27 protein-coding genes are annotated in these 26,311 nt (G+C 60.7%); 11 read left to right on the forward strand and 16 right to left on the reverse strand.

Features of this window, described 5'->3' with window-relative positions:
- Window positions 1-17: 17 nt before the first annotated feature.
- The 5 genes from ACQRBT_RS08760 to ACQRBT_RS08780 all read right to left on the reverse strand — a co-directional run bounded on the left by ACQRBT_RS08760 (window position 18) and on the right by ACQRBT_RS08780 (window position 4,720).
- A complete protein-coding gene (locus ACQRBT_RS08760; protein ID WP_412047618.1) occupies window positions 18-2,066 on the reverse strand; it encodes a GGDEF domain-containing protein in 2,049 nt (682 codons plus the stop codon).
- Complete coding sequence (locus ACQRBT_RS08765) at window positions 2,063-2,941, reverse strand: endonuclease/exonuclease/phosphatase family protein (protein WP_090367703.1); 879 nt, start codon at window positions 2,939-2,941, stop codon at window positions 2,063-2,065. The genes ACQRBT_RS08760 and ACQRBT_RS08765 overlap by 4 nt, the downstream gene beginning before the upstream one ends.
- A gap of 11 nt (window positions 2,942-2,952) precedes the next feature.
- Window positions 2,953-3,588: a thiol:disulfide interchange protein DsbA gene (gene dsbA / locus ACQRBT_RS08770; protein WP_198761129.1), complete on the reverse strand. Its 636-nt coding sequence runs from the start codon at window positions 3,586-3,588 to the stop codon at window positions 2,953-2,955.
- A 169-nt stretch (window positions 3,589-3,757) separates the two neighbouring features.
- On the reverse strand, window positions 3,758-4,384 hold the full coding sequence (locus tag ACQRBT_RS08775; protein WP_090367705.1) for a c-type cytochrome: 627 nt from the start codon (window positions 4,382-4,384) through the stop codon (window positions 3,758-3,760).
- A 33-nt stretch (window positions 4,385-4,417) separates the two neighbouring features.
- The gene (locus tag ACQRBT_RS08780) at window positions 4,418-4,720 is read right to left on the reverse strand and encodes a c-type cytochrome (protein WP_090367707.1); all 303 of its coding nucleotides are present in this window, start codon (window positions 4,718-4,720) and stop codon (window positions 4,418-4,420) included.
- A 192-nt stretch (window positions 4,721-4,912) separates the two neighbouring features.
- On the opposite strand from ACQRBT_RS08780, the gene yihA reads away from it, so the two are divergent.
- Complete coding sequence (gene yihA / locus ACQRBT_RS08785) at window positions 4,913-5,554, forward strand: ribosome biogenesis GTP-binding protein YihA/YsxC (protein WP_025854318.1); 642 nt, start codon at window positions 4,913-4,915, stop codon at window positions 5,552-5,554.
- 269 nt (window positions 5,555-5,823) lie between these two features.
- Here yihA and polA read toward each other — a convergent pair whose 3' ends face one another.
- Window positions 5,824-8,607 carry a DNA polymerase I gene (polA, locus tag ACQRBT_RS08790; RefSeq protein ID WP_412047617.1) on the reverse strand — a complete coding sequence of 928 codons (2,784 nt, stop codon included), beginning with the start codon at window positions 8,605-8,607 and terminating at the stop codon, window positions 5,824-5,826.
- Between the two features lie 74 nt (window positions 8,608-8,681).
- Here polA and ACQRBT_RS08795 point away from each other — a divergent pair, with 74 nt between their 5' ends.
- A complete protein-coding gene (locus tag ACQRBT_RS08795) occupies window positions 8,682-8,972 on the forward strand; it encodes a DUF2782 domain-containing protein (RefSeq protein WP_060756492.1) in 291 nt (96 codons plus the stop codon).
- Window positions 8,973-9,028: 56 nt separating this feature from the next.
- Window positions 9,029-9,982 carry a homoserine kinase gene (locus ACQRBT_RS08800; protein ID WP_060756493.1) on the forward strand — a complete coding sequence of 318 codons (954 nt, stop codon included), beginning with the start codon at window positions 9,029-9,031 and terminating at the stop codon, window positions 9,980-9,982.
- A 56-nt stretch (window positions 9,983-10,038) separates the two neighbouring features.
- Here ACQRBT_RS08800 and ACQRBT_RS08805 read toward each other — a convergent pair whose 3' ends face one another.
- Entirely contained in the window at window positions 10,039-10,968 is a 930-nt protein-coding gene (locus ACQRBT_RS08805; RefSeq protein ID WP_412047621.1) for a zinc ABC transporter substrate-binding protein, read from the reverse strand.
- A gap of 58 nt (window positions 10,969-11,026) precedes the next feature.
- On the opposite strand from ACQRBT_RS08805, the gene ACQRBT_RS08810 reads away from it, so the two are divergent.
- From ACQRBT_RS08810 to ACQRBT_RS08825, 4 genes are read left to right on the forward strand one after another with little or no spacing between them, the layout of a single operon-like run.
- Window positions 11,027-11,509 (forward strand): Fur family transcriptional regulator, encoded by a 483-nt coding sequence (locus ACQRBT_RS08810; RefSeq protein ID WP_060756495.1) that lies wholly within the window; start codon window positions 11,027-11,029, stop codon window positions 11,507-11,509.
- Entirely contained in the window at window positions 11,509-12,294 is a 786-nt protein-coding gene (gene znuC / locus ACQRBT_RS08815) for a zinc ABC transporter ATP-binding protein ZnuC (protein WP_161548498.1), read from the forward strand. The genes ACQRBT_RS08810 and znuC overlap by 1 nt, the downstream gene beginning before the upstream one ends.
- Window positions 12,287-13,075: a zinc ABC transporter permease subunit ZnuB gene (gene znuB, locus ACQRBT_RS08820; protein ID WP_412047616.1), complete on the forward strand. Its 789-nt coding sequence runs from the start codon at window positions 12,287-12,289 to the stop codon at window positions 13,073-13,075. The genes znuC and znuB overlap by 8 nt, the downstream gene beginning before the upstream one ends.
- Window positions 13,076-13,112: 37 nt before the next feature.
- Window positions 13,113-13,832 (forward strand): PA5502 family lipoprotein, encoded by a 720-nt coding sequence (locus ACQRBT_RS08825; protein WP_412047615.1) that lies wholly within the window; start codon window positions 13,113-13,115, stop codon window positions 13,830-13,832.
- Between the two features lie 91 nt (window positions 13,833-13,923).
- Here the strand turns inward: ACQRBT_RS08825 and katE are convergent, their stop codons facing one another.
- A complete protein-coding gene (gene katE / locus ACQRBT_RS08830) occupies window positions 13,924-16,065 on the reverse strand; it encodes a catalase HPII (RefSeq protein ID WP_104995109.1) in 2,142 nt (713 codons plus the stop codon).
- Window positions 16,066-16,330: 265 nt separating this feature from the next.
- Here katE and ACQRBT_RS08835 point away from each other — a divergent pair, with 265 nt between their 5' ends.
- From ACQRBT_RS08835 to ACQRBT_RS08845, 3 genes are read left to right on the forward strand one after another with little or no spacing between them, the layout of a single operon-like run.
- The gene (locus ACQRBT_RS08835) at window positions 16,331-17,338 is read left to right on the forward strand and encodes a methionine ABC transporter ATP-binding protein (protein ID WP_161548500.1); all 1,008 of its coding nucleotides are present in this window, start codon (window positions 16,331-16,333) and stop codon (window positions 17,336-17,338) included.
- The gene (locus ACQRBT_RS08840; protein ID WP_060756501.1) at window positions 17,338-18,012 is read left to right on the forward strand and encodes a methionine ABC transporter permease; all 675 of its coding nucleotides are present in this window, start codon (window positions 17,338-17,340) and stop codon (window positions 18,010-18,012) included. Before ACQRBT_RS08835 ends, ACQRBT_RS08840 begins: the two co-directional genes overlap by 1 nt.
- 49 nt (window positions 18,013-18,061) lie before the next feature.
- On the forward strand, window positions 18,062-18,835 hold the full coding sequence (locus ACQRBT_RS08845; RefSeq protein WP_412047614.1) for a MetQ/NlpA family ABC transporter substrate-binding protein: 774 nt from the start codon (window positions 18,062-18,064) through the stop codon (window positions 18,833-18,835).
- Between the two features lie 65 nt (window positions 18,836-18,900).
- On the opposite strand, the gene ACQRBT_RS08850 is transcribed toward ACQRBT_RS08845, so the two are convergent.
- The 5 genes from ACQRBT_RS08850 to ACQRBT_RS08870 are packed head-to-tail and all read right to left on the reverse strand — an operon-like array spanning window position 18,901 to window position 22,824.
- Complete coding sequence (locus tag ACQRBT_RS08850) at window positions 18,901-19,536, reverse strand: SCO family protein (protein WP_090367723.1); 636 nt, start codon at window positions 19,534-19,536, stop codon at window positions 18,901-18,903.
- On the reverse strand, window positions 19,533-20,432 hold the full coding sequence (cyoE, locus tag ACQRBT_RS08855; RefSeq protein WP_090367725.1) for a heme o synthase: 900 nt from the start codon (window positions 20,430-20,432) through the stop codon (window positions 19,533-19,535). The genes ACQRBT_RS08850 and cyoE overlap by 4 nt, the downstream gene beginning before the upstream one ends.
- Window positions 20,420-21,499 carry a COX15/CtaA family protein gene (locus ACQRBT_RS08860; RefSeq protein WP_198761118.1) on the reverse strand — a complete coding sequence of 360 codons (1,080 nt, stop codon included), beginning with the start codon at window positions 21,497-21,499 and terminating at the stop codon, window positions 20,420-20,422. Before ACQRBT_RS08860 ends, cyoE begins: the two co-directional genes overlap by 13 nt.
- Before the next feature lie 10 nt (window positions 21,500-21,509).
- The gene (locus tag ACQRBT_RS08865; RefSeq protein ID WP_412047613.1) at window positions 21,510-22,094 is read right to left on the reverse strand and encodes a hypothetical protein; all 585 of its coding nucleotides are present in this window, start codon (window positions 22,092-22,094) and stop codon (window positions 21,510-21,512) included.
- Window positions 22,060-22,824: an SURF1 family protein gene (locus ACQRBT_RS08870; RefSeq protein WP_412047612.1), complete on the reverse strand. Its 765-nt coding sequence runs from the start codon at window positions 22,822-22,824 to the stop codon at window positions 22,060-22,062. The genes ACQRBT_RS08865 and ACQRBT_RS08870 overlap by 35 nt, the downstream gene beginning before the upstream one ends.
- 33 nt (window positions 22,825-22,857) lie before the next feature.
- Between ACQRBT_RS08870 and ACQRBT_RS08875 the strand changes: the two genes are divergently transcribed.
- Window positions 22,858-23,061 (forward strand): twin transmembrane helix small protein, encoded by a 204-nt coding sequence (locus ACQRBT_RS08875; protein ID WP_060756508.1) that lies wholly within the window; start codon window positions 22,858-22,860, stop codon window positions 23,059-23,061.
- 6 nt (window positions 23,062-23,067) lie between these two features.
- On the opposite strand, the gene ACQRBT_RS08880 is transcribed toward ACQRBT_RS08875, so the two are convergent.
- From ACQRBT_RS08880 to ctaD, 3 genes are all read right to left on the reverse strand, one after another.
- Complete coding sequence (locus ACQRBT_RS08880; RefSeq protein WP_060756509.1) at window positions 23,068-23,955, reverse strand: cytochrome c oxidase subunit 3; 888 nt, start codon at window positions 23,953-23,955, stop codon at window positions 23,068-23,070.
- 35 nt (window positions 23,956-23,990) lie between these two features.
- Window positions 23,991-24,542, reverse strand: a complete 552-nt coding sequence (locus ACQRBT_RS08885) for a cytochrome c oxidase assembly protein (protein WP_060756510.1) — start codon at window positions 24,540-24,542, stop codon at window positions 23,991-23,993.
- A gap of 132 nt (window positions 24,543-24,674) precedes the next feature.
- Complete coding sequence (gene ctaD, locus ACQRBT_RS08890) at window positions 24,675-26,258, reverse strand: cytochrome c oxidase subunit I (RefSeq protein WP_060756511.1); 1,584 nt, start codon at window positions 26,256-26,258, stop codon at window positions 24,675-24,677.
- Window positions 26,259-26,311: the final 53 nt, after the last annotated feature.

A 26,311-nucleotide genomic window follows, 5' to 3' on the forward strand; every position in this document is an offset into this window, starting at 1 on the left:
ACAAAATGGAACATCTTTTAAGCTGCCAGCACCTTGTTACGTCCTGCCGCCTTGGCTCGGTACAACGCCTCGTCGGCACGCTTGAGCGCCAGATCACTACGCTCACCCGGCAGAAACTGCGCCACGCCCATGGACACCGTGATCGTCACCGGCTCGCCTTTGAAGTGGAACGGACACGCTTCAATCGCCGCACGCAGCACCTCACCCACGGCCAAGGCATCGGCCAGCAATGAGTCGGGCATCAGCAACACAAACTCCTCGCCACCAAAACGCGCAATAAAATCGCTTGGCCGCAGGCGCTTGCTCAGCACGTTGGCGATGATCTTCAAGACTTTGTCACCGGCCAGGTGCCCATAACCGTCGTTGATGCGCTTGAAATGGTCCAGGTCCAGTATCGCCAGCGACAAGCTGTTGCCGCGCTGGTGCCAGGCATTGACCTCCTGGTCCAGGCGCTCACTCCAGGCGGCGCGGTTAGGCAGGCCGGTGAGCGGGTCAATCAAGGCTTTCTGACGCTGCACCTCCAGGTGTTCGCGATAGCCTTGAGCTTCCTGCTCCATGCTCGCAACCCGCTCAGCCAAGCCCTTCAAACGCGCCGCCACTTCCTGTTCACGCTGGTCGCGCTGCTGCTGATGCTCATCCATGGTGCCGAGCAAACCTTCAAGATGGCTTTCCAGCACCTGCTTGAGGCTGTTCAGGTCGGACGCTTCCTGTACGCTGCTTTGCAAGCCATCGACCTGTTCACGAATCTGCGTATCCAATTCGCGCGCGGCCGAACGGCTATCGGCGTGGCCCTCACTGGCAACCTGCAAATGGCCTTGAAACGCTTCGAGACGCTCATTGAGCTGCTTGAGATAAGCCTCGAACTCATGCTGGCCGCTGTCGGTGATCGCCAGCATCAACACCGCCAGGTCATCCAGGATCGGCAGCAGCTCGTACCAGTTCAAACCATTGGCCAGACGCTCGCGCATGGCCTCGGCCTGGGGCCGGTGGCGTTCGGGCAGGTCGAGGTCTTCCAGCAAGCCGAGCAAAGTGCTTTCGATATGTTTGGCGACCGAGCTGTAGGACGGCTCGGGCGAGTCGGGCAGGGCGTAGACGCCGTCCGCTTGCAACGCATCAGGGTCGGGTTCGGCGCTGTCCAGCACAGGCGGGAGCGACAGGCTGCCGATGGTCGTCGCCTCCACTCTGTCGACCTGCACCTCGGGCGCTTCGATAAAAGCGGCGAGCGCACTCTCGGATGCCGGCGCCTCCAGAGTTGGCTCCGGCTCCTCAACGTCAGGGGCTTCGACAGGTGGGGCAGCGGCCACCGACTGCGCAGGGGCTTCGAAGACAAACGTTTCGCTGGCGACCTGGGCCTGCGCAACGGGCACAACGGGTTCAGGCGGCGACGCCGCCGGCGCTGATGGCGCTGGCTCGAATGCCCGCAACGCTTCGGCCAGCGCCTCGGACTGCGCCGTTTCCTGGGGCTCGGGCGCAGGTTTTGGCGCCCCCGGCTGCGGCGTAGCTACGGGGACCGGCTCGCCGGCTTCGGTTGCAGTATCTTTACTGCCGAACAGGCGTTGCAGCAGACCCGGCCCTGAACGGGGGCTTTCGCTGTCCGGCTCCAGGTTGTCCAGTGCCTGCCCTTGCAGGCTACTGAGTTCACTCAGGAGCAACGGTATCTCCCGCGCCTGCCCGACACGACCATCGAGTTGCTTGGCGAAGGTTTTCAGCGGGCGGGCCACTTCACGGGGCAGCGGTAACTTCTGCAACTGCGCGACCAGGGCCGTGAGCGCAGTGCTGATCTGGTCAACCCGGGTTTCGCGGCGCTGTTCCGAATCCAGCACGGCTTTTTCCAGGCGCGGCAGCAAGGCGGCGAGGGCGGCATCCATGTCGTCGCTGCGCACGACGTCGCGCATTTCCTTCATGCATTGATCGACTGCGCGGTCCGTTCCTTCAGCGGCCAGCGTGCTGCGTACCAGCCCACGGCGCAGCAGGTCGAGGCGGGCAGCCCAGCGGCGTTCGAGCTTGTCTTGTTGCTCGATGCTCTTGAGGTATTTCTCTTTCCAGCGCTGGGCGTCGTCGCTCATGCAAGGGGTCCGCTGGTGCCTGGGCTCAACGCGGGCAATGCATCTGCCGTGAGCGAACCCGGCAGACGAATCTCGACCGCGACCGGCAGGTGGTCGGAAATGGGCTGCGCCAAAACCTGCACACTTTCGAGCGTGAGGGTAGGGCTCAGCAGGATATGATCCAGACAGCGTTGCGGGCGCCAACTGGGGAACGTGGCTTCGACTTGCGGCGCCAGTAACCCAAGGTCACGCAACGGGGAATTCTGCAACAGGTCATTGGCATGGGTGTTCATGTCACCCATCAGCACCTGATGCTTGTAGTTGCCAATCAGCTCACGCACGTAGGCAAGCTGGAGGTTGCGCGTACGCCCTCCGAGCGCCAGGTGCATCATCACCACCACTAGGGCTTCGGGGCCTTCGCCGAAGCGCACCAGAATCGCCCCACGCCCTTTGGGGCCTGGCAATGGATGGTCTTCGATGGCAGTTGGCTTCAGGCGGCTGAGCACACCATTACTGTGCTGTGCCAGGCGCCCGAGGTTGCGATTGAGTTGCTGATACCAGTAGGGGAAGGCCCCCAACTGAGCCAGGTGCTCCACCTGATTGATGTAGCCGGAGCGAATGCTGCCGCCATCGACTTCCTGCAAGGCGACCAGATCGAAGTCGTTGAGCAGGTTGCCGATTTTTTGCAGGTTGCCGGCCCGCCCGTTATGCGGCAGCAGATGCTGCCAGCCACGGGTAAGGTAGTGGCGGTACTTCTCGGTACTGATGCCCACCTGAATATTGAAGCTGAGCAGGCGCAAGCGACTGTCAGCCGGCAAGCCTGTGGACTCCAGATGATGCTCGTTGACCCGCGGCTCATGCAGGCCTACGACACGTTCGGTACCCCGGCGGCGCATGGTGAGCCCCCTTACTTGGCGGCGCGCTCTTTGGCGATCAATTGGTCTGCAACGTTGAGAACAGCTTCCGGACCACCGGCAGTGCCGAGGTCGAAACGGTACTTACCGTTGACGATCATGGTCGGTACGCCTTGCACGCCATACTTCTGCGCGAGTTCCTTGGCCTGCTTGATCTGGCCCTGGATAGCGAAAGAGTTGAAGGTGGCGAGGAACTTGTCCTTGTCGACACCCTGGGTGGCGACGAAGTCGGCCATTTCTTCCGGCTTGGTCAGGCGCTTGCCTTGTTTCTGGATCGCGTCGAATACGGCGTTATGGACCTTGTGCTCAACACCCATGGCTTCCAGGGTCAGGAACAATTGGCCGTGGGCATCCCATGGGCCGCCGAACATGGCCGGGATGCGCTTGAAGTTCACGTCGGACGGGAGTTTTTCAACCCATGGATTGATGGTTGGCTCAAAAGCATAGCAATGCGGGCAGCCGTACCAGAACAGCTCCACGACCTCGATCTTGCCAGGCACCGAAACCGGTACAGGGTTAGTCAATTCAACATAGGTTTTACCGGCTTCAAGCGGCACATCGGCAGCTTGTGCCGTCATGCCGAAGAGGCTGGCGGTAACGAGAGCGGCGCTGAGGATCAGATTACGCATGCTTTACTCCTGGACAAATAAAGTCGCCTCACGCGACCTTTGTTATGACAGGTCTACGCGGACATGATTTCGTTAGTGTAACGGCAGCGGCCACAAAAAAGGGCGGCCTAAGCCACCCTTTTTATGCTTGCATCGATGGATTAATCGAGCGTTAACGTCGCCGGCCCTGTCAGTGCAGCCCTTGGATGTAGCTGGACACTGCGTCGATATCTTTATCCGAAAGCTTGGCAGCAATGTCGCCCATCATTTTGTTACCCGCATCGCCATCGATATAACGAACTTTCTCGCGGAAATCCTTCAATTGCTTGGCGGTGTATTGGGCGTGCTGGCCACTCAGATGAGGGAAGCCTGCAGCAGCGAGACCGCCGCCGTCCGGGATGTGGCACGCCTTGCAGGCGGGCATGCCACCAATAGGCTGGTCTTCAGCGAGCTTGCCACCTTGGAACAATGCCTGGCCTTTTTCGACCAATTTCGGATCGGCAGCTCCCACACTGCCTTTCTGGCTGGCAAAATACGCCGCGATATCTGCCAGGTCCTGATCACTGAGGTTGGTCAGCAAGCCGGTCATTTCCAGCACCGTGCGCTTGCCATCCTTGATGTCGTGCATCTGCTTGGTCAGGTAACGCTCACCCTGGCCGGCCAGTTTGGGGAAGTTCGGCGCCGGGCTGTTGCCATCCGGTCCATGGCAAGCACCACACACGGCGGCTTTCGCCTGGCCCGCTGTAGCGTCGCCTGCAGCATGGGCAACACCGGTGATGCCCAAGGTCAACAGCAGACTCACGATCAGTTTGTTCATCAGCTAATCCAACTACGGCTAAGGGTTTAAGAGTTATCTACCGGGTTTACTCGCCATCAATTCAATGACGGCCTGGTAATCCTCAGTACTGCAGTCCATGCACAAACCACGCGGCGGCATTGCCTTGAAACCCTGGGTTACGTGTTGCACCAGCGTATCCATGCCCTGCGCCAGTCTGGGCGCCCACGCTGCCTGATCACCCCGTTCAGGGGCGTTGGGCAGTTGGCCGGCATGGCAAGCCACGCAAACTCGGTTGTACACCGCTTCCGGTTCCTGTGTAGCCTGAGCGCCATAAAGCGGAATCAGGACACCAAAAGCGAGCAACCTGCGGGTCATACATCGACCTTTTCAGGGTTTGAGAGCGTTTTGCGTTCTAATGCGCAATGAAGGTCTTTCGCTCCCGTGAACTTCATCCTTCGCTGGGACAAAGCACACACAAAATCTGCGGCATTATATACTGGCGCTACTGAAACGGAAACGACACCGCTTGCCGCACCCTTTCTCGGCACCGCCCACATCGGAAATCTCATGCAACTCAAGAATCCCATCCTCGGTCTGTGCCAACAGTCCACGTTCATGCTCAGCGCCGCCAAAGTTGACCAATGCCCCGATGACGAAGGTTTTGAAGTCGCCTTTGCCGGTCGCTCCAACGCCGGTAAATCCAGCGCACTGAACACCCTGACCCATGCCAGCCTGGCGCGCACCTCGAAAACCCCGGGCCGCACGCAGCTGCTCAATTTCTTCAAGCTAGACGATGATCGGCGTCTGGTCGACCTGCCGGGCTACGGTTACGCAAAAGTACCTATCCCGCTGAAGCTGCACTGGCAGCGTCACCTGGAGGCTTACCTGGGTGGCCGCGAGAGTTTGAAGGGCCTGATCCTGATGATGGACATCCGTCATCCAATGACCGACTTCGACTTGTTGATGCTCGACTGGGCCGTAGCCAGCGGCATGCCGATGCATATCCTGCTGACCAAGGCCGACAAGCTGACCTACGGCGCAGCCAAGAACACGCTGCTCAAGGTCCAATCGGAAATCCGCAAAGGTTGGGGTGATGCGATCACCATCCAACTGTTCTCGGCACCCAAGCGCATGGGCCTGGAAGAGGCTTACACCGTGCTGGCCGGCTGGATGGAATTGGCGGACAAGGGTGCTGAAATCGCGGAATAGCTTTTCTGCGGGCAAAAAAAACCCCGGACTTCGTATGGGGAGGGGAAGTTCGGGGTTCAAGTTCCGGACCGCTAGGGCGGGGTCCAGATATCTGCCAACACTTAACACAACATAGGAGCATTGAAGGGCTTCACCACCCATTCAGTAACTCTGAGTGGCAGTTCACGGGTTAAGTTCCGGCAGATCCAAAAAACTATTGGAAATAACCAGTATCGATTTCTGATCTAAAGCGCCCTGCCATCACGGTTGGTGATGGCAGAGCCGCCAAATCAGTGCGCCTCGTCCCAGTTATTGCCCACTCCCACATCCACCACCAACGGCACATCCAATTGCGCCGCCGCACTCATGTGTTCGCGGATCTTTTCGCTGACTTGCGCCACCAGGTCTTCACGCACCTCAAGCACCAGTTCGTCGTGCACCTGGAGGATAACCTTGGCATCCAGACCCGACTCCGTCAGCCAGTCATCCACCCGCACCATGGCTTTCTTGATGATGTCCGCCGCGGTGCCTTGCATCGGCGCGTTGATCGCCGTGCGCTCGGCGGCTGCGCGGTCCTGGGGTTTATTGGAGTTGATGTCGGGCAAATACAGCCGACGCCCGAAGAAGGTTTCTACATAGCCCTGGTCGGCAGCCTGGGCGCGGGTGCGCTCCATATATTCGCGAACGCCCGGGTAACGTGCGAAGTACACATCGATGTAGGCCTTGGCGGTCTTGGTATCGACTCCAATATCCTTGCCGAGCTTCTGCGCCCCCATCCCGTAGATCAGGCCAAAGTTGATCGCCTTGGCACTGCGACGCTGGTCGGACGTGACCTCGGCCAACTCGACCTTGAACACCTCGGCGGCCGTCGCCGTATGCACGTCCAGGTTGTTGCGGAAGGCATTCATCAGGCCCTCGTCCTTGGACAAGTGCGCCATGATCCGCAATTCGATCTGGGAATAATCCGCCGCCAGCAGTTTGTAGCCCTTGGGCGCGACGAATGCCTGGCGAATCCGCCGCCCTTCGGCGGTGCGCACCGGTATGTTCTGCAGGTTCGGATCGCTGGAAGACAAACGCCCGGTTGCCGCCACCGCCTGGTGATAAGACGTGTGAATGCGCCCGGTGCGTGGGTTGATCTGCTCCGGCAGCCGGTCGGTATAGGTGCTTTTGAGCTTGCTCATGCTGCGGTACTGCATCAGCACCTTGGGCAACAGGAAGTCATCTTCGGCCAGCTTGGCCAGTACTTCTTCAGCAGTCGACGCCTGGCCTTTGCCGGTCTTCTTCAATACCGGCAGGCCCAGTTTCTCGTAGAGAATCGCCCCTAGCTGCTTGGGCGAGCCCAGATTGAACGCCTCACCGGCGATCTCGAACGCCTGACGCTCCAGCTCAACCATCTTGTTGCCCAGCTCGATGCTCTGAACGCCCAGCAGATCCTTATCCACCAAGGCCCCCTGACGCTCGATCCGCGCCAACACCGGCACCAGTGGAATCTCGATGTCGGTCAGTACGCCGGCCAGGCTTGGAATGGCCGCCAGTTGCGCATGCAGCGCCTGATGCAGACGCAAGGTCACATCGGCATCTTCCGCCGCGTAAGGACCGGCTTGTTCAAGCGGGATCTGGTCGAATGTCAGCTGCTTGGCGCCCTTGCCGGCGATGTCCTGGAAACTGACGGTGTCGTAGTCCAGGTACTTCTTGGCCAGGCTGTCCATGTCGTGCCGGGTTGCCGTGGAGTTGAGCACATAGGATTCGAGCATGGTGTCGAAGGCGATACCACGCACGGTAATGCCCCGCGCCGGGTCGCCACCGATGGCGCAGTTGGCCAGGATGTTCATGTCGAACTTGGCGTGCTGGCCGACCTTTAGCTTGGTCGGATCCTCCAGCAATGGTTTCAACGCGAGCAACACGCTGTCGCGATCCAGCTGCGGCGGCGCGCCGATGTAGGAATGCGTCAACGGAATGTACGCGGCTTCATGGGGCTGCACCGCGAATGAAACCCCGACCAGCTGCGCCTGCTGGGCGTCGATGCCGGTGGTTTCGGTATCGAACGCGAACAACTTCGCGTCATTGAGCTTCTGCAGCCAGGTATCGAAGGTCGCCTGGTCAAGGATTGTGGTGTAACGCGCCTCGACAGGCGCAACCACCACCGCCTCCACAACGGCTTCAGCAACGGGCGCCGTGTTGAGTTCCACGCGCTTGGCATCACGCTGGATCTCGTCAAACCAGCTCTTGAACTCCAGCAGCGTGTACAGCTCCAGCAGCTTTTCACGATCCGGTTCGATCAGGTGCAGGTCTTCCAGGCCGACGTGCAGCGGCACATCACATTTGATCGTCGCCAGTTGGTAAGAAAGGAATGCCATCTCCTTATGCTCTTCCAACTTGGCCGGCAGGGTCTTGGCCCCACGGATCGGCAGGGTCGGCACGATATCCAACTGCTCATACAGCTCTTTGATCCCACCATTCACGCCCACCAGCAAGCCGGAAGCGGTCTTCGGACCAATACCCGGAACGCCCGGAATGTTGTCAGACGAATCCCCCATCAACGCCAGATAGTCGATGATCTGCTCCGGAGCGACGCCAAATTTCTCCTTTACGCCTTCGATGTCCATCGAACTACCGGTCATGGTATTGACCAAGGTAATGTGCCCATCGACCAGCTGCGCCATGTCTTTGTCACCCGTGGAAATCACCACCGGTCGGTTGGCCGCAGCGCTACTGCGGGCCAGGGTGCCGATCACGTCATCGGCCTCGACGCCTTCGACGCACAACAGCGGGAAGCCCAGGGCAATCACGCTCTGGTGCAGCGGCTCGATCTGCAGGCGCATGTCATCGGGCATGCTCGGGCGATTGGCCTTGTATTCGGCGTACATGTCATCGCGAAAAGTCCCACCCTTGGCGTCAAACACCACGGCGAAAGGGCTGTCCGGGTACTGCTTGCGCAGGCTTTTGAGCATGTTCAACACGCCCTTGACCGCACCGGTCGGCAGGCCTTTGGAAGTGGTGAGCGGTGGCAGCGCGTGGAACGCGCGATACAGATAAGAAGAACCGTCCACCAGGACGAGGGGGGCTTGGCTCATGAGCAGGATCAACCTTTTCGGCGGGTCAGGCGCTAGAATAGCCGGACCAATGACGACAAAGGGACAAGGTTATCATGCGTACATTCAATCGCCTGCTCCTCACTGGCTTGATTGCACTCGCTCCGATGGCTGCCATGGCGGCAGACAGCGCCCCTTCGGGCGATCCGGAAGTTACCATTCGCACGGAAGGCGACAGAACCATCCAGGAGTACCGCCAAAACGGTTTCCTGTACGCAATCAAGGTCACTGTAAAGGGTGCCCCACCGTATTTCCTGGTGCGCGCGGACGGAACCGACGCGAACTTCATCCGCTCTGACCAGCCGGATATGCTGATCCCGTCATGGAAGATCTTCGAATGGAAATGATTTCTTAACTTCAATTGGCGCCGCACATCGCGGCGCCCGTACTGGCAGTTTTAACCATGTCTGTGTTTACCCCCCTGGCTCGGCCCGAGCTGGAAACCTTTCTCGCCCCTTATGGGCTCGGCCGCCTGCTTGATTTCCAGGGGATTGCCGCTGGCAGCGAAAACACCAATTTCTTTATCAGCCTGGAACAGGGCGAATTCGTCCTGACCCTGGTTGAGCGCGGCCCCGTCGCGGAGATGCCGTTCTTCATCGAGTTGCTCGACGTGCTCCACGACGCTGACCTGCCAGTGCCTTATGCCCTGCGCACCACCGACGGCGTCGCCCTGCGCACGCTGGCCGGCAAACCGGCGCTGCTGCAACCGCGCCTGGCCGGCAAGCACATCAAGGACGCCAACGCCCAGCATTGCGCCCAGGTCGGTGACTTGCTGGGCCACCTGCACCTGGCCACCCAAGGCGAGAAGGTGCTGGAACGCAAGACCGATCGCGGGCTGGACTGGATGCTCAGTGAAGGGGCACAGCTGATTTCGCACTTGAACGAAGCGCAGCAACGTTTACTGCAAGCGGCATTGACCGAGATCGACGCCCACAAGGCCGAGATCCTGGCCTTGCCACGCGCCAACGTGCATGCCGACCTGTTCCGCGACAATGCGATGTTTGAAGGCACGCATCTCACAGGATTGATCGACTTCTACAACGCCTGCTCCGGCCCGATGCTGTACGACGTGGCAATCGCCCTGAATGACTGGTGCTCGGATGCGCAAGGCGTGATTGATGGGCCGCGTGCCCGCGCACTGCTGGGCGCCTACGCGAGCCTGCGGCCGTTCACGGCGAAGGAGGCCGAATTGTGGCCGACGATGTTACGGGTGGCTTGTGTGCGGTTCTGGCTGTCACGGCTGATCGCCGCTGAGTCGTTTGCCGGGCAGGATGTGCTGATTCACGACCCCGCCGAGTTCGAGCACCGCTTGGCGCAGCGCCAGCAGGTTACGATCCAACTGCCGTTCGCCCTTTAAAAGACCCACTCGGTCAAAAAATGTGGGAGCAAGCCAGCTCCCACATGCGTTAACCGTCAGAGCGACTCCAAGCACCCGGCCAAATCGTTACCCAGCTTCTCCAGCACCTGCTCGTACCCTTGAGCCGTGGCCGGTGTGTAGCCGCCCAATGCATCCAGCTCCGCCAACTTCACCGGCAGGCCGGCCACCAGCGTCTCAGCCAAACGCGGACGCAATGGCGGCTCACTGAACACACATGTCTTGCCCACTTCCTGCAGGCGCGTGCGCATCGCCGCGACGTGCTGGGCACCCGGCTGCACTTCGGCAGCCACGCTGAACACACCGGTGTGCTTGAGCCCATAGGCGTCTTCGAAGTAATCAAAGGCCTCATGGAACACGAAGTAGGGTTTGTCGCCGATGGTCGCCAGGCGAGCCTTCAACCGTGCGTCCAACGCATCCAGACGCTCATCGAAAGCCTTCACGTTACTCTGATAACGCGCGGCATTGGCCGGGTCGGCAGCGCTGAGATCAGCAGCCATGCGTGCCGCGATCACGCGCGCGTTGACCGTCGATAGCCACAGGTGCGCATCCAGGCTGCCCGGGCGATGATCGTGGTCATGTTCGTCGGCTTCGTCAGCGTGGGAGTGGCTATCTTCGGCGAAACGACGCAGCTTCATGCCTGGAAGATCCTGTACCGCGACGGTCGGCAGGCTACGCCCCTTGAGCACACGCGGCAGGAAGCTCTCCATGTCCGGGCCGATCCAATACAGCAGGTCCACCGACTGCACGCGCCGTACGTCGGATGGGCGCAAGGCATAGTTATGCGGCGACGCGCCAGGTGGCAACAAGACCTTCGGGATCGCCACGCCATCCTGCACGGCAGCGGCAATCAGCTGCAACGGCTTGATGCTGGTCAACACCTTGACCTCAGCCTGAGCGGCTGCGGTAACGAACAAACTGGTGACAAATACGACAAAAACGGGAAAAAGTCGGAACACGATGACCACTCGATGGCGTAGGAACGGGTAACATAATAACGTCTCTATCAAATGTCTGTCGCCGCTCATGCCTAAAACACCGCTTGCCAGCCGTCCCCACGACCACTCCCACTGCGTGCATACCGCGCTGTCGGAAGCCGACACCCTGTGTACGCAGAAGGGCCTGCGCCTGACCGCATTGCGCCGTCGGGTACTGGAACTGGTGTGGCAAAGCCACAAGCCGCTGGGCGCCTACGACATTCTTGGCGTGCTCAGCGAGCAGGACGGCCGCCGCGCCGCGCCGCCGACCGTATACCGCGCGCTGGACTTCCTGCTGGAAAACGGCTTGGTGCATCGCATCGCCTCCCTCAACGCCTTTGTCGGCTGCAGCCATCCGGAGCACGCGCATCAAGGCCAGTTCCTGATCTGCCGGGAGTGCCACGCCGCCATCGAGCTTGAACAGAAAAGCATCAGCGATGCCATCATCCAGAGCTCCGCCGACGTCGGCTTCAAGGTTGAAGGGCAAACGGTCGAAGTGGTCGGGCTCTGCTCGGGTTGCCAGGGGGCTTGATGAGCAACGCGTTAATCCGCCTTGAACAGGTCACGGTCACGTTCGCCGGGCAAAACGTACTGGATAACATCCCGCTGAGCGTCGAGCCCGGGCAGATCGTCACGCTGATCGGCCCCAATGGCGCGGGCAAGACCACCCTGGTGCGTGCCGTGCTCGGTTTGCTCAAGCCCGACAGCGGCCGTGTATGGCGCAAACCCAAGCTGCGTGTCGGCTACATGCCGCAGAAGCTGCACGTCGATCCGACGCTGCCCCTGTCGGTACTGCGCTTTCTGCGCCTGGTGCCCGGTGTCGACCGTACCCGCGCGCTGGCCGCGCTCAAGGAGGTCGGCGCCGAGCAGGTCATCGACAGCCCGGTGCAAAGCATCTCCGGCGGCGAAATGCAGCGCGTCTTGCTGGCCCGCGCCCTGTTGCGCGAGCCCGAACTGCTGGTACTGGACGAACCTGTACAAGGCGTCGACGTCGCAGGCCAGGCCGAGCTGTACAGCCTGATCACCCGCCTGCGCGACCGCCATGGCTGCGGCGTGCTGATGGTCTCCCACGACCTGCACCTGGTGATGAGCACCACCGACCAAGTGGTGTGCCTCAACCGCCATGTGTGCTGCTCCGGCCACCCGGAACAGGTCAGCGGTGACCCGGCCTTCGTCGAGTTGTTCGGCAAGAACGCGCAGAGCCTGGCGATCTACCACCACCATCACGATCATGCCCATGATTTGCATGGCGCCGTCGTGACTGATCCGGCCAAACCTCATACCCACGTTCATGGAGATAGCTGCAAGCATGGCTGATTTTCTGCTCTACGCCCTGCTGGCAGGCTTGGCTTTGGCATTGGTGGCGGGCCCATTGGGCTCGTTCGTGGTCTGGCGGCGCATGGCCTATTTCGGCGACACCCTGTCCCACGCCGCCCTGCTGGGCGTCGCCTTGGGCTTTTTGCTGGATGTGAGCCCGACCCTCGCCGTCACCGTGGGCTGCCTGCTGCTGGCGGTCCTGCTGGTGATGCTGCAACAACGCCAGCCGCTGGCCTCCGACACGCTACTGGGCATCCTGGCGCCAAGCACCCTATCCCTGGGCCTGGTGGTACTGAGCTTCATGCACGAAGTACGAATCGACCTGATGGCCTACCTGTTTGGCGATCTGCTGGCAATCAGCCCCGGCGACCTTGCCTGGATACTCGGCGGCAGCGCCGCCGTACTGGTTTTGCTGGTAACCCTGTGGCGCCCGTTGCTGGCAATCACGGTGCATGAAGAACTGGCCACGGTGGAAGGCTTGCCCGTGCCGGCCCTGCGCATGGCCCTGATGCTGTTGATCGCGGTGGTGATTGCTGTTGCGATGAAGATAGTCGGCGTATTGTTGATCACGTCGCTGCTGATCATTCCCGCCGCAGCCGCCCAGCGCCATGCCCGCTCCCCCGAGCAGATGGCCATCGGCGCCAGCCTGCTGGGGATGCTGGCAGTGTGCGGGGGCCTGGCGCTGTCCTGGTTCAAGGACACGCCCGCAGGACCGTCGATTGTGGTAACGGCGGCCGCCCTGTTTCTGCTGAGTTTTGTCCTGCCCCGTCGAGGGGTGTAGACTTGCTCGCTTTTTGCGCAATTAGAGAGTCGCAGGAATGAAGCCGTTCAACGCACGTTATCTGCTCCTTGCCGCAATTTCCCTGCTGCTGGGCGCCTGCCAAAGCACACCGCCGGCCGCTCCCGCAGCCCCGGATGCGCGTGCCGCGGCCATCGCGCAACTGGAGCAAAACCTGGCCAGTAGCGAGCTGGCCACCGCTGAAGATCAACTCGCCGCATTGCAGGCCCAGTCGCCTGACGACCCGGCCCTGGAAACTTACCAACGCCAGTTGGCCGAAGCCTACCTGCAACGCAGCCAGATCGTCTTGCAAAAGGGTGACGTCAACGCCGCCGCCACGGCGCTGAGCCGTGCACGCGCATTGATGCCAAAGGCGCCCGCGCTGACCGGCGGCGTCAACAACGCCATCAGCCACGCCCGCAAAGCCGAGCTGGATAAAGCCGAAGCGGCGTTGAAAGCCGCCGAAACCAAGCCTGTCGCCAAAGTCATCGACCCGGCAGCCGAAAGCACGACCGTGGCGCTGAACCTCACCGACATAGAAGAACTTCGCCATCAACTGGATGCGATTGCCACCGACGTGGTGAATTACCAGTGCGACGTGAGCATTCAAGTGCCGCGCACCCAGGACTACCCATGGCTGTCCACCTTGCTGAGCAAACGGGTGAAGCGAATTGATTCGGGATATGACCTGAAGATCCACCGGCAGATTCTGAAAAAGATCCCGGCGCAGGTTGTGCTGATTCCGCGCAAAACCCAGTAAAAGCATCGGGAGCAAGCCCCCTCCCACACTTGAACAACTTCATCATTCAAGTGTGGGAGGGGGCTTGCTCCCGATAGCGTTCTGCGATCACTTAAGCCGGAATAGCCTTGGCCTTCGGCTCACGCTCCCACACCCGATGCTGGGCAATCGCGGCAAAAAACGCCTTGAATGCTTTTGCATCCGCTCCCACGATCAATCCCGCGTCCACCTCAAGCTTGAGCAGCTCCAGCAAGGGTTTGGCATCACCGGCAACGGCAATCGCCTTCAGGTGCTTGTACGCTTCCAACAGGTAGTGCAACGCCACGCCATCCCCGCTCAGCGCCTTGATCGACTCCTTACCGCCCGGTACAAACACCGCATCAAACGCAATGGACGGCATGCCTTCCATCGACGCATCTACCGCCAGGCTCTTGCCATCAGCGGTCTTCACCGGTGCTGAAGTCGGCCCCAGCAACTTGGCGTGCGCACCTTCGGCTTCCAGCGCTGCCTTCAACGCCGCAATCGCCGCACCATCCACACCGTTAGCCGCCAGAATCGCGACTTTGCGCGTCTTGATATCGCCCGACAGCAGGTTCACCTGGCTCAAGGCCGGCGATACCTTCAACGACGCCTTACGTGGTGGCACCGTACCTTTGGTCGGCGCCGGCAAGCCCAGGTTCTGTGCAACGCGCTTGGCCAGTTCCAGGTCGATATTGGCCAGGATCTCATTCACCTGGCGAGCGCGGATAAACTCGCGCTCCACCTTGCCCAACTCGAAGCTGTAGGCCGCGATGATGTGCTCTTTCTCGTGATGGCTCATGCTGTTGAAAAACAGCGTGGCTTGCGAGAAGTGGTCACCAAACGACTCGCTGCGCTCACGTACCTTGTTGGCGTCGACGCGCTCGTAATAGCTTTCGAAACCACCATTCTCGGCAGCCGGAGGCGTTTCTTTCGGCCACCCTCCGTCGATCGAATTCGGTTCATACGCGGCACGGCCTTTGTCGATCACCGTACGGTGCTGAGCATCACGCTGGCCGTTGTGGAAAGGCACGACCGGGCGATTGATCGGCAACTCATGAAAGTTCGGGCCACCGAGTCGGCTGATCTGAGTATCCGTGTAAGAAAACAGACGGCCTTGCAGCAACGGATCATTGGTGAAGTCGATACCCGGCACGATATGGCCTGGGCAAAAGGCGACCTGCTCGACTTCGGCAAAGAAGTTGTCCGGGTTGCGGTTGAGCACCATCTTGCCCAGCGGCGTCACCGGCACCAGTTCTTCGGGGATGATCTTGGTCGGGTCGAGCAGGTCGAAGTCAAACTTGTGCTCGTCCTCTTCGGCTACGATCTGCACGCCCAATTCCCATTCCGGGTAGTCGCCACTCTCAATCGCTTCCCACAGGTCGCGACGGTGGTAATCGGTATCTTTACCGGCAAGCTTTTGCGCCTCGTCCCACACCAGCGAGCAGGTGCCGACTTTCGGGTGCCAGTGGAACTTCACAAAGCTCGATTGACCTTCGGTGTTGATCATGCGGAAAGTATGAACGCCAAACCCCTGCATGGCGCGTAGGCTTTTCGGGATGGCGCGGTCGGACATGGCCCACAGCACCATGTGCGCCGACTCCGGCTGCAGCGAAACGAAATCCCAGAATGTATCGTGAGCCGAGCCACCGGTAGGAATCTCGTTGTGCGGCTCAGGCTTCACCGCGTGTACGAAGTCAGGAAACTTGATGGCGTCCTGTATGAAAAATACCGGCATGTTGTTGCCAACCAAATCGAAGTTGCCTTCGTCGGTAAAGAACTTCACGGCGAAGCCGCGCACATCGCGCACGGTGTCGCCCGAACCCCGAGGGCCTTGCACAGTGGAGAAGCGCACAAATACCGGGGTTTTATGCTCAGGATTGCGCAAAAACCCGGCCTTGCTCAGCGCCGAGTGGTTCTCATAAGTCTGGAAATAACCATGGGCCGCGGTACCCCGGGCATGCACGATGCGCTCCGGGATGCGTTCATGGTCAAAATGCGTGATCTTTTCACGCATGATGAAGTCTTCCAGCAACGAGGGGCCACGGGCGCCAACTTTCAGGGTGTTCTGGTTGTCGGCAATCTTCACACCCTGGTTGGTGCGCAGGGCCTGGCCGGTAGCATCGGAGCGAAACTCCTCCAGCGCTTGCAGCTTGGCGTTGGTATTGCCACGGTCCAGGGTGTCGGTCCCCGCAAGTTCACTCTTTGGCGGGGTGACTGGCTTTTTAGTACTCATCGGGCAAAAACTCCTTCTTAAGTGGCCAGAGCGATCCCCGGCTCTTCTAGAACAACCCCCAGGCACGGCACCTGGGGATTTCGAATTGCCTAAGTAGTGACTGATCCCTTTATGCACCGTTCCTTTTTTATGACCTTTGATCGCGTTATTGCCAAATCGCTGGTTGAATGCGAAATAAATGCTAAGAAACGCTATACGGACAGGCTAAAATGCGCGCCCGGCTAACCGCTGCTCCCTTTTCCATGCGCCCCACAAGGTTCGCTACGTGATCGAGTTTCATAACGTCCATAAAACCTACCGCGTCGCCGGTAAGGAAATCCCCGCCCTGCACCCCACCAGCCTGCGCGTCGAAAACGGCCAGGTATTCGGCCTGATTGGCCACTCCGGGGCGGGTAAAAGCACACTGCTTCGCCTGATCAACCGCCTGGAGCAACCCAGCGGCGGCCAAATTACTGTCGACGGTGAAGAAGTCACCGCGCTGGATGCCAACGGCCTGCGTCGTTTCCGCCAGCAAGTCGGGATGATCTTCCAGCACTTCAACCTGCTGGCCTCCAAGACCGTCGCCGACAACGTGGCGCTGCCGCTGACCCTGGCCGGCGAATTGTCACGCAAGGACATCGACCTGCGCGTGGCCGAACTGCTCGCCCGCGTCGGCCTGTCGGACCACGCCAGGAAGTACCCGGCGCAGTTGTCCGGCGGCCAGAAGCAACGCGTCGGCATCGCCCGTGCCTTGGCGACCAAACCGAAAATCCTGCTGTGCGACGAAGCCACCAGTGCCCTCGACCCACAGACCACCGCTTCGGTGCTGCAACTGCTGGCCGAGATCAACCGCGAGCTGAAGCTGACCATCGTGCTGATCACCCATGAAATGGACGTGATCCGCCGCGTCTGCGACCAGGTGGCCGTGATGGACGCCGGTGTGATCGTCGAGCAAGGCTCGGTCGCCGAAGTGTTCCTGCACCCTCAGCACCCGACCACCAAGCGTTTCGTGCAGGAAGCCGATCAGATCGATGAAAGCGAGCAACGGGATGACTTTGCCCATGTACCGGGTCGAATCATTCGCCTGACGTTCCAGGGCGAAGCGACCTACGCGCCGCTGCTGGGCACCGTCGCTCGTGAAACCGGTGTGGACTACAGCATCCTGGCCGGTCGTATCGACCGCATCAAAGATATTCCCTATGGCCAACTGACCCTCGCCGTTACCGGCGGGGACATGGAAGCCGCTTTCGCCCGCTTTACTGCGGCAGACGTCCACATGGAGGTTCTGCGCTAATGGAAGTCCTGTTGAGTTTCTTCGCCAATATCGACTGGTCCGAAATCTGGCTCGCCACCGGCGACACCATGACCATGCTCTTCGGCTCGCTGTTCTTCACCGTACTGCTCGGCCTGCCGCTGGGCGTGCTGCTGTTCCTGTGCAGCCCGCGCCAACTGTTTGAACAGAAGGGCCTGTACGCGTTGCTGTCGCTGATCGTGAACATCCTGCGCTCGTTGCCGTTCATCATCCTGCTGATCGTGATGATCCCGTTCACGGTCCTGATCACCGGCACTTCGCTGGGTGTGGCCGGCGCGATTCCGCCACTGGTGGTAGGTGCTACGCCGTTCTTCGCACGCCTGGTGGAAACCGCCTTGCGTGAAGTGGACCGCGGCATCATCGAAGCCACCCAATCCATGGGCGCCAGCACCCGCCAGATCATCACCAACGCGTTGCTGCCCGAAGCACGCCCCGGCATTTTCGCGGCGATTACGGTGACAGCAATTACACTGGTTTCCTACACCGCCATGGCCGGTGTGGTCGGCGCCGGTGGTTTGGGTGACCTGGCGATCCGCTTCGGCTACCAGCGTTTTCAGACCGATGTGATGGTGGTCACCGTGGTGCTGCTGTTGATCCTGGTGCAAATTCTGCAAACCGTCGGCGACAAGCTGGTGGTGCACTTTTCTCGAAAATAACGGCCATTGCCGGCCCTGCCGACACATGCCCGAACAAGGAGCTTGCTGGATGAAAAAACTACTGGTTGCTTTCGCCGCCGTTGCCGCGTTTTCCGCCCATGCTGCCGAGACCCTCACGGTCGCCGCGTCGCCGGTGCCACACGCAGAGATCCTCGAATTCGTGAAGCCGGCCCTGGCCAAGGAAGGCGTGGACCTGAACGTCAAGGTCTTCACCGACTATGTACAGCCGAACGTACAAGTGGCTGAAAAGCGTCTGGATGCCAACTTCTTCCAGCACCAGCCGTACCTGGATGAGTTCAACAAGGCCAAGGGCACTCACCTGGTGAGCGTCGGCGCGGTGCACCTGGAGCCCCTGGGCGCCTACTCCAGCAAGTACAAAAAGCTGGAAGACCTGCCGGACGGCGCCAACGTGGTGATCCCGAACGACGCCACCAACGGCGGCCGCGCACTGTTGCTGCTGGCCAAGCACAACCTGATCACCCTGAAGGACCCGACCAACATCCTGTCGACCATCAAGGACATCACCGCCAACCCCAAGCACCTGAAATTCCGCGAACTGGAAGCCGCCACCTTGCCGCGCGTGCTGACCCAGGTCGATCTGGCGCTGATCAACACCAACTACGCCCTGGAAGCCAAGCTGGACCCTTCCAAGGATGCGCTGGTGATCGAAGGCAACGACTCGCCTTACGTGAACATCCTGGTGACCCGTGAAGACAACAAGGACTCGGATGCGGTGAAGAAGCTGGTGGCAGCCCTGCACACGCCTGAAGTGAAAGCGTTCATTCTGGAGAAGTACAAGGGCGCGATTCTGCCGGCGTTCTGATCCAACCTAGTGATCGTTCCCACGCTCCGCGTGGGAAAGCAGCCCGGGACGCTCTGCGTCCCGCTTCATTTGCGCTGTAGCAAAACCGGCAACTGCGCCACCAGCTTCTGGTTGTTCAACGGCGCGCGAATAAACCCACGCTGCGTTCCATCCGGCCCGATCAGCGCCAGGTTGCCGCTGTGGTCGACGGTGTAGTTCGGCTTGCTGGTATCAGCCGGAATGAACGGAATGCTCACGGCATTCGAGACCTTCTGCACCTCCTCGACATTTGCGCCGGTTAAACCTTGGAACTGCGGGTCGAAATAGCCCAGGTACTGTTTGAGCTGGGTCGGCGTATCGCGGTTCGGGTCGACACTGACCAGGATCACCTGCAGCTTGTCCAGCGCCTCCTTGGGCAGTTCGCTCTTGATCTGACGCAGCTGCGCAAGCGTCGTCGGGCAGATGTCCGGGCAGAAGGTGTAGCCGAAGAACAGCAGGCTCCACTTGCCTTTCAATTCGTTGACCAGCACGGGCTGGCCGTCCTGATTGGTCATGGTCACCGGCGGCAACTGGCGACTCTGGGGCAGCAAGATGATGCCGGCGTCGATCAGCGCGGTAGGATCGCCCTGACCCTTGCCCGAAAGCACTTTATTGACGGTCAGGCCCATGATCAACGCGACGATGGCCACCAGGATAAACACGGTTTTTTGAGTTCGGGTCATAGGTTCAACAGTAAGTAGTGGTCTACGAGCAGGGCGATAAACAGCAAAAACAGGTACCCGATAGAGTACTTGAAGGTGCTGATCGCCGCGTGCGGCTTGCTGCCACGGTACAGCACCCAGGCCCATTGCAGAAAGCGCCCACCCAATACCAGCGCACAGGCCAGGTACAGCAGGCCGCTCATGTGAATCACATACGGCATCAAGCTCACCGCCAGCAAGGCAAAGGTATAGAGCAAGATATGCACCTTGGTGTAATGCTCGCCGTGGGTAACCGGCAGCATCGGGATATCGGCCTTGGCGTATTCCTCCTTGCGGTGAATGGCCAGGGCCCAGAAGTGTGGCGGGGTCCAGGCGAAGATAATCAACACCAGCAACAGCGGTTCGGCGCTGACGTGCCCGGTGACGGCAACCCAGCCCAGCAGCGGCGGAGCTGCACCGGCCAGGCCGCCGATAACAATGTTTTGCGGGGTCGCACGCTTGAGAAAACCGGTGTAGATCACCGCGTAACCGAGCAACGAGGCCAATGTCAGCCACGCCGCCAGTGGGTTGGTAAACACCAGCAACAGAACCAGGCCCGCAACCGCCAGAAACAATGCAAAGGCCAACGCGGCCACTGGAGAGACCCGCCCCTCGGCTAATGGCCTTTTGTGGGTGCGCGCCATCACCGCATCGATCCGTCGATCCACCACATGGTTGACCGCCGCCGCGCCACCGGCACACAGGGCAATGCCCAGGTTACCGAACACCAGCACCGTCCATGGCACGCCCGCTCGGGTGGCGAGGAACATGCCCACCAGAGACGTGATGAGCATCAGCACCACTACCTTAGGCTTGGTCAGCTCCAGGTAGTCACGCCAGATCGCCTGATCGTGACGTGCGCCGATCAAGGCCGCCATGGCATTTCTCCCTTGAGCGTAATGAGGCCCGACACCTGTTTGCGCGCAATGAAGCGCCAACCGAACGGCAACTGATTGCGCACCTGGACCAGGCTGGTACGCGCGTGGTAATTGACCAGCACCAGCGTCAGCAACAACGCCGCGCCCCCTGCGTTATGCGCGACGGCCACCGGCAACGGCAGATGGAAATACACATTGCTCAGGCCCAAGCCGATTTGCGCCGCCAGGGCGATCAGCAGCAAGCCCGCCAGCCGGGTCATACCCACGGCGCGCAACTGCCAGGCCAGGCCGAATAACACCACCGCGACGATAACCGCGCCGATACGGTGGGTCAGGTGGATGGCCGTGCGCGCATCGCTATCGAGCTGCCCGCCCAGGTAGTTGGGGCCGATGTGCTGGGTCAGGTGAAAACCATTGGCAAAGTCCGCCGCCGGCCACCACTGGCCGTGGCACGTCGGCAGGTCGATACAGGCCACCGCCGCATAGTTGGAACTGACCCAGCCGCCCAGCGCGATCTGCCCTATCACCAGCACCAACCCTGCCGTTGCCCAATATTGCAGGCGCTTGGGCACGATCAACGCGGGCAACACGCCGGACAAGCGCAGAGTCAGCAGGAACAGCAGGCTCAGGGTCGCAAAGCCGCCCAGCAGATGGCCGGTGACCACCTGCGGCCACAGCTTCAATGTCACTGTCCACATACCGAATGCCGCTTGGGCGAACACCACCGTCAGCAAGAACAGCGGCAATTTTACCGGCTGGCCGGGGTCACGCCGATGGCTCCACGAACGCGCCGCCAGCAGCACGATCAGCACGCCCAAGGTGCCGGCAAAGTAGCGATGAGTCATTTCGGCCCAGCCTTTGTCCGCCTCCACCGGCGTGTCGGGAAAATGCAGCTCGGCATGGGCCAACTGGGCTTCGGTCTTGGGCACGCTGATAAAGCCGTAGCAACCGGGCCAGTCCGGGCAACCCAGGCCGGCGTGGGTCAGGCGGGTGTAGGCACCCAACAGCACGACCAGCAGCGCCAGCAAGGTGGCAAACAACGCGAGGCGAAATCCAGGTTTGGCCATGACGATGCCCTTATCCGATGTTCGACAGTTTCAGCAGCAGGCGCAGGTCGTTGAGCAGGTCCTTGCCCTTGACCTTGGCGTCGTAGCGCAACACCAGGTTGCCGTGAGGATCGACGATCCACAGTTGCGCCTCACCCGGTGCGGCAGCGTCTTTGGTGAAGGTCGACAGGTCCAGCGCATAGCGCTGCAGTTGCGGGTACTCGGCCTTGAGCCTGGCCTCGTACTCAACGCTCACCGGCTGGGCACTGGCCAGTGCGTGACTGGCCCGGGAAGCATCGCGGCCCAGGCTGATTTGCAGCTGGCGCGCCAGGTACACCAGTTGCCGGCAATCGTCGGCGCAGGGGGCGGGCGCGGTGACCAGCAGTTGCCAGCGCTCTTCATCCGCCTGCACGCCGATGTCGGCGCGGGTCTGGCCGTTGCCGATCATTTCACCGTGGTAGCTGCGACTGTCCGGCACCCAGAACTGCAACTTGTACATGAAGGTGGCCAGCACCATTGGCCCGATGACCATCATCAGGATCAAAATCAGCTGCCAGCGGCCTTTGCGCCGGTCAGGGGCCTCAGACATGCTGGGTGGATTCATGGCCGCTCCCATGGGACTTCTCCTTCTTGTTGTGCCATCCGAGGTAGAGGTAAAGCGCCAGCAACGCCAGTGCCATGGCGAACCACTGCACGGCGTATCCCAAGTGTTTTTCCGGACCCATGGCGACCACCGCCCAGGTGGTGTCGTACGTACCAGGGCCGGGCTCGGCGCGCAGCTCGTAGGCGAACCCGCTACGGCCCAACTCGGCCCACAACGCTGCGGGGTGCAGGGCGGTGAGCAGGCGCGGCCATTGCCGAGTTGCCGGGTCGGCCTGCAACTGGAAGGTTTCGCCAGGGGCGACGTACACCCAGGCGTCCAGATTCACAGGGTGTTCAGGTGTCGTGAAGACCGGCGGCGTGCGTCGGTCCGGCCAAGGCAGCCAACCACGATTGAGCAGCAACCACAGGCCGCTGGCCTGGTCGTGAAACGGCTGCAGCAGTTCCACCCCCGCACGGCCGTCACGCATGCGGTTGTCGAGCAGCACGCTATGTTCGCCGTCGAACTGACCACGCAAGCGCACGCGGTGGAAGGCGGGATCGGCCATGTCACCGAGTTGCGCGCCGCTGATCGGGTCGGCCACACGCCGCTCGGCATACCGGTCCACCAGCAGCTGTTTTTCATGGCCGCGAGCCAACTGCCAGAACCCCAGGCCCACCATCAACGGCAGCAACACCAGCACCACCAACGTGGGAGCGATACCGGGGCGAAAGCGCGCGATGGCACTGGCTATACTGGTTTTCATCGCCCCTCCCTATAAACGCCCTGGAGCCAGACCATGCTCAAAGCCGCCATTGCCCTGATGCTGATAGCGACTGTCGTGAGCCTGTTCAGTGGCTTGTTCTTTCTGGTCAAGGACGAAGGCCACTCCAACCGCCTCGTCACCGCCCTGACCGTGCGTGTCGTCTTGGCCGCAATCACCGTGGGCTTGATCGCCTGGGGCTTTTTCAGCGGCCAGCTGGTTTCTCATGCGCCGTGGTAAGGCGCCTCACAGCACATAAACGAAGAAAAACAGGCCGATCCACACCACATCCACGAAATGCCAATACCAACTGGCCGCCTCGAAGCCGAACTGATGCTCGGCATTGAAATGCCCACGCAAGATGCGCATCAGCATCACAAACAGAATCAGCGTGCCGATGGTCACGTGAGCGCCATGAAAGCCTGTGAGCATGAAGAAAGTTGCGCCATACACCCCCGAACCCAGGGTCAGCCCCAGCTCCTTATAGGCATGCATGTACTCCTCGGCCTGGAAGCCCAGGAACGCCCAACCCAGTAGCACGGTGAGCGCCAGCCATAATTTCAGCGCGCCACGATGACCTTTACGCAACGCGTGATGGGCAATGGTGATGGTCACGCTGGAGCTGACCAGCAAGATCGTATTCACCAGCGGCAAGCCCCACGGACTGATGGTGCCTTCCGGCGGCGGGAAGAGTTTCGGGTCCGGGTTGTTGAGCAGCGGCCAGGTGAATTCGAAATTCGGCCACAACATGTGCGCGATGCCTTTATGACCTTCACCGCCCAGCCATGGCCCGGACATGTGCCGTACATAAAACAGCGCACCGAAGAACGCGATGAAGAACATCACCTCGGAGAAGATGAACCAGGTCATACCCCAGCGAAACGAACGGTCCATCTGCGGGCTGTACAAACCGGCGCGACTTTCCTTGATCACCGCGCCGAACCAGCCGAACAGCATGTAGGCCAGCAGCAGGCCACCGACGAAAAAGATCCACGGCCCGTGGGATTCCGGGCGCGCCGCCTTCAGGTCGTTGAACCATACGCCCAGGCCGTACACCGTGGTCAACATGCCAAACGTGGCAATTATGGGCCATTTGCTTTGCGCTGGTACGTAGTACGTATCATGAGACGACATGTATTCGCTCTCCTGATTGAGGGGGCAAACAGTAGCTAGCCGCCGCTGCGGACGGCCACCGGCGGCTGGCGCGCAGTGATGTCAAACAGCGTGTACGCCAGGGTCAGATGCTTTACATCCTTGGGCATCGCCCGGTCGACGATGAAGCGCACCGGCATCTCGATACGCTCACCTGGCTGGAGCACCTGCTGGGTAAAGCAAAAGCATTCGGTCTTGTGGAAATACATCGCCGCTTCGGCCGGCGAAATGCTCGGCACCGCCTGGGCCGTCATGGCTTTGTCGGTGGGGTTGTAGGCCACGAACAGCATCTCGGTGACCGCTCCAGGGTTGACCACCACCTCGTCAGCCTTGGAGTGAAACTCCCAGACCATATCGATCGCGTTGGTGGACAAGAACTGCACGCGCACTTGGCGCGTCGGATCGACCACCTGCTCGCCCTCGTACTGCCCGGCGGTCTTGCCGTTGATGCCGAACGCCTTGCACATCACGTCGTAAATCGGCACCAGGGCGAAGCCGAAAGCGAACATCGCCACCACCAGGATCAGCAGTCGCGTGACGAGGCGCTTGATTGGTACTGACTCAAGCATGGTGCACACCCAATGTGGGAGACGAGTTGCTCCCGATAGCGGTATCACTGCAAATAATAGTGTCGACTGGCACACCGCCATCGGGAGCAAGCCCCCTCCCACAGGGAGCTGGGTCGCAACACAGACGGGTGTTCATTTGACCTCCGGCGGCGTGGTGAAGGTGTGGTACGGCGCGGGTGAGGGGATACTCCACTCCAGGCCCTCGGCGCCTTCCCACGGCTTGGCCGGCGCAGGGGGGCCGCCGCGGATGCACTTGATCACGATGAACAGGAAGAAGATCTGCGTGGCGCCAAACATGAATGCACCGATGGACGACACCATGTTGAAATCGGCGAACTGCAGGTTGTAGTCCGGCACCCGGCGCGGCATGCCGGCCAGCCCGACGAAGTGCATCGGGAAAAACGCCATGTTCATGCCCACGAAGGACAGCCAGAAGTGCAGCTTGCCCAGGGTTTCGTCATACATGTGGCCGGTCCATTTCGGCAGCCAGTAATAGGCCGAGGCGAAGATGCCGAAGATCGCCCCAGGCACCAGTACGTAATGGAAGTGGGCCACCACAAAGTAGGTGTCGTGGTACTGGAAATCCGCCGGAGCGATTGCCAGCATCAGCCCGGAGAAACCGCCGATGGTGAATAGAATCACGAAGGCCACGGCGAACAGCATCGGCGTCTCGAAGGTCAGCGAGCCTTGCCACATGGTGCTGACCCAGTTGAACACCTTCACCCCCGTCGGCACGGCGATCAGCAGCGTGGCGTACATGAAGAACAACTCGCCCACCAACGGAATGCCGACCACGAACATGTGGTGCGCCCACACGATGAATGACAGGAACGCAATGCTCGCCGTGGCGTACACCATCGAGGTGTAGCCGAACAGCGGCTTGCGCGAGAAGGTCGGGATGATCGAGCTGACGGCGCCAAAGGCCGGCAGGATCATGATGTACACCTCGGGGTGGCCGAAGAACCAGAACACATGCTGGAACAACACCGGATCACCACCACCAGCGGCGCTGAAGAAGCTGGTGCCGAAGTGGATGTCCATCAGCATCATGGTCACGCAACCGGCCAGTACCGGCATCACCGCGATCAACAGGAACGCGGTGATCAGCCAGGTCCACACGAACAGCGGCATCTTCATCAGCGTCATGCCCGGCGCGCGCAGGTTGAGGATGGTGGCGACCACGTTGATCGCGCCCATGATCGAACTGACTCCCATCAGGTGGATGGCAAAAATGAAGAACGTCACGCTTTCCGGCGCGTAGGTGGTGGAGAGCGGGGCGTAGAAGGTCCAGCCGAAGTTCGGCCCGCCGCCCGGGGTGAACAGCGTCGAGACCAGCAGCAGAAACGCCGCCGGCAGCAGCCAGAAGCTGAAGTTGTTCATGCGCGGCAGGGCCATGTCCGGCGCGCCGATCATCAGCGGGATCATCCAGTTGGCCAGGCCGACGAAGGCCGGCATCACCGCGCCGAACACCATGATCAAGCCATGCATGGTGGTCATCTGATTGAAGAACGCCGGCTGCACAATCTGCAGGCCCGGCTGGAACAACTCGGCACGGATCACCATGGCGAACGAGCCGCCAAGCAGGAACATCGTGAAGGCGAACCACAGGTACAGGGTGCCGATGTCTTTGTGGTTGGTGGTCAGCACCCAGCGCATCAGGCCCTTGGCGGGGCCGTGGGCATGGTCGGTATGACCATGGTCGATCACAGTGCTCATGGCCGTTCTCCTGCACGCGAGTGGGCGGATGGGTTCAAGGCATACGCAGTGAG

It is taken from the genome of Pseudomonas sp. R19M, from assembly GCF_050312585.1.
In the GTDB taxonomy this organism is placed as follows: Bacteria; Pseudomonadota; Gammaproteobacteria; order Pseudomonadales; family Pseudomonadaceae; genus Aquipseudomonas; species Aquipseudomonas palleroniana.

What these genes read in the sequence shown, in the direction of transcription:
- ACQRBT_RS08760 (WP_412047618.1), bottom strand. Translation starts at nt 2,066, where the DNA reads ATGAGCGACGACGCCCAGCGCTGGAAAGAGAAATACCTCAAGAGCATC.
- ACQRBT_RS08765 (WP_090367703.1), bottom strand. Translation starts at nt 2,941, where the DNA reads ATGCGCCGCCGGGGTACCGAACGTGTCGTAGGCCTGCATGAGCCGCGG.
- dsbA (WP_198761129.1), bottom strand. Translation starts at nt 3,588, where the DNA reads ATGCGTAATCTGATCCTCAGCGCCGCTCTCGTTACCGCCAGCCTCTTC.
- ACQRBT_RS08775 (WP_090367705.1), bottom strand. Translation starts at nt 4,384, where the DNA reads ATGAACAAACTGATCGTGAGTCTGCTGTTGACCTTGGGCATCACCGGT.
- ACQRBT_RS08780 (WP_090367707.1), bottom strand. Translation starts at nt 4,720, where the DNA reads ATGACCCGCAGGTTGCTCGCTTTTGGTGTCCTGATTCCGCTTTATGGC.
- yihA (WP_025854318.1), top strand. Translation starts at nt 4,913, where the DNA reads ATGCAACTCAAGAATCCCATCCTCGGTCTGTGCCAACAGTCCACGTTC.
- polA (WP_412047617.1), bottom strand. Translation starts at nt 8,607, where the DNA reads ATGAGCCAAGCCCCCCTCGTCCTGGTGGACGGTTCTTCTTATCTGTAT.
- ACQRBT_RS08795 (WP_060756492.1), top strand. Translation starts at nt 8,682, where the DNA reads ATGCGTACATTCAATCGCCTGCTCCTCACTGGCTTGATTGCACTCGCT.
- ACQRBT_RS08800 (WP_060756493.1), top strand. Translation starts at nt 9,029, where the DNA reads ATGTCTGTGTTTACCCCCCTGGCTCGGCCCGAGCTGGAAACCTTTCTC.
- ACQRBT_RS08810 (WP_060756495.1), top strand. Translation starts at nt 11,027, where the DNA reads ATGCCTAAAACACCGCTTGCCAGCCGTCCCCACGACCACTCCCACTGC.
- znuC (WP_161548498.1), top strand. Translation starts at nt 11,509, where the DNA reads ATGAGCAACGCGTTAATCCGCCTTGAACAGGTCACGGTCACGTTCGCC.
- znuB (WP_412047616.1), top strand. Translation starts at nt 12,287, where the DNA reads ATGGCTGATTTTCTGCTCTACGCCCTGCTGGCAGGCTTGGCTTTGGCA.
- ACQRBT_RS08825 (WP_412047615.1), top strand. Translation starts at nt 13,113, where the DNA reads ATGAAGCCGTTCAACGCACGTTATCTGCTCCTTGCCGCAATTTCCCTG.
- katE (WP_104995109.1), bottom strand. Translation starts at nt 16,065, where the DNA reads ATGAGTACTAAAAAGCCAGTCACCCCGCCAAAGAGTGAACTTGCGGGG.
- ACQRBT_RS08840 (WP_060756501.1), top strand. Translation starts at nt 17,338, where the DNA reads ATGGAAGTCCTGTTGAGTTTCTTCGCCAATATCGACTGGTCCGAAATC.
- ACQRBT_RS08845 (WP_412047614.1), top strand. Translation starts at nt 18,062, where the DNA reads ATGAAAAAACTACTGGTTGCTTTCGCCGCCGTTGCCGCGTTTTCCGCC.
- ACQRBT_RS08850 (WP_090367723.1), bottom strand. Translation starts at nt 19,536, where the DNA reads ATGACCCGAACTCAAAAAACCGTGTTTATCCTGGTGGCCATCGTCGCG.
- cyoE (WP_090367725.1), bottom strand. Translation starts at nt 20,432, where the DNA reads ATGGCGGCCTTGATCGGCGCACGTCACGATCAGGCGATCTGGCGTGAC.
- ACQRBT_RS08860 (WP_198761118.1), bottom strand. Translation starts at nt 21,499, where the DNA reads ATGGCCAAACCTGGATTTCGCCTCGCGTTGTTTGCCACCTTGCTGGCG.
- ACQRBT_RS08865 (WP_412047613.1), bottom strand. Translation starts at nt 22,094, where the DNA reads ATGGGAGCGGCCATGAATCCACCCAGCATGTCTGAGGCCCCTGACCGG.
- ACQRBT_RS08870 (WP_412047612.1), bottom strand. Translation starts at nt 22,824, where the DNA reads ATGAAAACCAGTATAGCCAGTGCCATCGCGCGCTTTCGCCCCGGTATC.
- ACQRBT_RS08875 (WP_060756508.1), top strand. Translation starts at nt 22,858, where the DNA reads ATGCTCAAAGCCGCCATTGCCCTGATGCTGATAGCGACTGTCGTGAGC.
- ACQRBT_RS08880 (WP_060756509.1), bottom strand. Translation starts at nt 23,955, where the DNA reads ATGTCGTCTCATGATACGTACTACGTACCAGCGCAAAGCAAATGGCCC.
- ACQRBT_RS08885 (WP_060756510.1), bottom strand. Translation starts at nt 24,542, where the DNA reads ATGCTTGAGTCAGTACCAATCAAGCGCCTCGTCACGCGACTGCTGATC.
- ctaD (WP_060756511.1), bottom strand. Translation starts at nt 26,258, where the DNA reads ATGAGCACTGTGATCGACCATGGTCATACCGACCATGCCCACGGCCCC.